The organism is Streptomyces fuscigenes, from assembly GCF_021556455.1.
GTDB classification, from domain to species: Bacteria; Actinomycetota; Actinomycetes; order Streptomycetales; family Streptomycetaceae; genus Streptomyces; species Streptomyces fuscigenes.
The window spans coordinates 1-2,688 of record NZ_JAKGCV010000598.1; the positions used below are offsets into that span (position 1 = coordinate 1).

Annotated in this window: 3 protein-coding genes; 1 reads left to right on the forward strand and 2 read right to left on the reverse strand. The window is 77.1% G+C overall.

All coding sequences use genetic code 11. The annotated features are described in order from the left end of the window. Positions 1-571 (reverse strand): COG4315 family predicted lipoprotein (locus L1885_RS26775; protein ID WP_235799741.1); only part of this gene is annotated, 571 nt, incomplete at its 3' end. Positions 572-806: 235 nt separating this feature from the next. Continuing rightward, on the reverse strand, positions 807-2,411 hold the full coding sequence (locus L1885_RS26780) for an FAD-binding oxidoreductase (protein WP_235799743.1): 1,605 nt from the start codon (positions 2,409-2,411) through the stop codon (positions 807-809). A gap of 79 nt (positions 2,412-2,490) precedes the next feature. On the opposite strand from L1885_RS26780, the gene L1885_RS26785 reads away from it, so the two are divergent. Further along, the coding region (locus L1885_RS26785) for a hypothetical protein (protein ID WP_235799742.1) at positions 2,491-2,688 on the forward strand (198 nt) is incomplete at its 3' end.

A 2,688-nucleotide genomic window follows, 5' to 3' on the forward strand; every position in this document is an offset into this window, starting at 1 on the left:
TGCGCGCCCCGGTGTGCGCGGGGCGCGGCGCGGCGGTGGTGCCCGGGGGCGTGGCGGGGCCCGCGGTCGGCGGTTTCGGGCGGGACGTCGCCGTTCCGATCTCGCCGACCGGCAGGGGCTTCCCGTCGGGAGCGACCAGCCGGAAGCCGTCCACGTCCTGGCCGCGCGGCCGCTTGGGGCGGTCCTTCGCGTAGTAGTACAGCGGGTGCCTGTCGTAGACGACCTGCGGCAGGCTGCTCCCGGGCGCGTGGTGCGCGGTGTGCGTGACCTTGCCGGTGACGCCGTGGCCCCGGGCCGCGGCCCCCAACGCGGGCGGGAACGTCTTCGCGCACCGGCCCGTGCAGCCCGGCGTGTTGGGCTTGTCCGCCTCGCGCAGGTAGAGCGGGTTGCCGTGCACGTCCGCCAGCGCCGCGCCGTTCGCCGTGCTGATCAGCGTCAGCTTCCGCGGCTGCGTCGGCCGGTCGACGGCCCCCGCGGCGGCGGCCGCGAGCAGGACGAGCAGCGCGGCGGCGGTCACGACGAGCAGGGGGACACGGCGCGGGGACGGGGGCGGGGGCGGGACGTCGGCCATGGGTCAAGGCCATCCGCACCCGCCCCGTCCGGCAACGCCGGTGAGCCGTACGGCGGAGCGGCGGCGGCCCCGGAGGGTGAGAGGGGTCCGCGACGCCCCCCGGGGGGTGAGAGGGGTCCGCGACGCCCCCCCCGGGGGGGTGAGAGGGGTCCGCGACGCCCCCCTCCGGGGGGTGAGAGGGGTCCGCGGCGCCCCGGAGGCGGGCGTGGTCAACGGCGCGAGGCGGGTGCGCCGCTCACAGCGCCTGCGGGAAGTCGAAGAGGCGGTCCGGGTCGTACTGCTTCTTCAGACGCGTGAGCCGGTCCACGCCCTGGCCGTAGTAGGCGGTGCGCCAGTCGCTCAGGGTGGGGTCCGTGTAGTTCTGGTACGCCCCGCCGGACGCGTACCGGCGCATCGCCGTGTGCGTCGAGCCGAGCCACGTCCGGTGCGCGCTGCCCGAACCGCCGGCCTGCCAGGACGCCACGTACTGCGCGAGCATCCGGGAGCGGCGGTGGACGAACGCCGTGGCCGACGGGTCGACCCGGTTCACCGCGCCGCCCAGCGCGGTCAGCAGCACGGACGCGCTGCCGCCCTGCCCGGCGGGCAGCCGGGTGAAGGCCTCCGCCGTCCCGAGCAGCGCCTGGCGCCCGGCCGCGCTCAGGGAGCGGTCGTAGAAGTCGGAGGCGGCGGCGTACGTGTCGCGGTGCAGCGCGCCCTGCGGCGAGCGGCCGGGGGTGGTGCCCGGCAGCTTGCACTGCTCGGCGCTCAGGCCGGAGCAGCCGCCGTAGACCTCCATGGCGTCCTCGAACCCGCGCGTGCGGATCGAGACGGAGCTCGCCGGTCCCGGGCCGCCCGCCTGGTCGGCGAGGCGGTCGACGGCGTTGTGCAGGTCGCCCTCGGTGCCGAGCGAGAAGACGGACACCGACGCCGTCGGCGCGACCCCGCCCGGCCCGGCGTCGAGGTGGAGCGACGACCAGATCTCGTCGGGCTGCGAGGGCCCCCACTCCTGCCACGAGGCGAGCAGCGCGTTGGCCCTGGCCCACGGCCAGCTCATGTACGTGACGACGCCGTCCGGCGCCGGACTCGTGCGGTAGCGCAGGGAGGTGACGACGCCGAAGTTGCCGTTGCCCGCGCCGCGCAGGGCCCAGAACAGGTCGCTGTTGCGGTCGGCGTCGGCGGTGACGGTCGCGCCGTCGGCCGTCACCAGGGTGGCGGACTGCAGGCTGTCGCAGGCGAGGCCGTACGCGCGGGAGGTGACGCCGTGTCCGCCGCCGAGCGTCAGCCCCGAGACGGCGACGGTCGGGCAGGAGCCCGCGGGGATCGTGCGGCCGCGTGCGGCGAGGGTGCGGTAGACGTCGGCGATGCGGGCCCCCGCGCCGACGACGCCGTGGCTGGCGGCGTCCGCCAGCGAGTCGAGCCGGGACACGTCCACGACCAGGCGGCCGTTGCCGCTGGACCAGCCCGCGTACGAGTGGCCGCCGCTGCGGATGGCGACGGGTATGTGGTGCGTGCGCGCGAACGCCAGGCACTCCTTGATGTCGTCCTCGCCGCTCACATAGGCGACGGCGGCGGGCTTCAGGTCGTCGAAGCGCGTGTTGTACAGCTGACGGGCCGTCGCGTAGTCCGCGTCGTCCGGTCGGACGAGGTCGCCGTCGAGGCCTTTGCCGAGCGCGCTCCAGGAGGGCGCGCCGGGGGAGGGGCTCGCGGTGGGAGGGCGGCTGCTCGCGCTGCTGCCGCCGCCGGGTGTCGCCGAACTGCTGCCCGGCCGGGGCGGGGTGTCGCTGTCGCAGCCGGCGAGCGTGCCGGCGGCTGCGGTCGCGGCGAGCGCCGCCGCGGCGCCCAGCACGCTCCTGCGCCCCATCGGGCGTCGTGTGGGACTGCTGTGCATGGTGGTGACCCTCCCGCGAAGGACCGTCGGTGGGGAATGTCCCGTGGGGGAGATGCCCTTCGCCAGTACCAGACGGTACGAGGCGGGCGGCGGGTTCCGGGAGGCGGTGCCGCCCGTGCTGCCGGCGGCGGCCGTGCTGCCGGTGCTGCCGGCGGCGGCCCTGCTGCCTCCGCTGCCCGCGGCAGTTCGGGCCGCCGGCCTCCGCCCGTGCCCTCCCTGGCGGAGGCCGGCCGCGGAGGCGGGGCCCGCG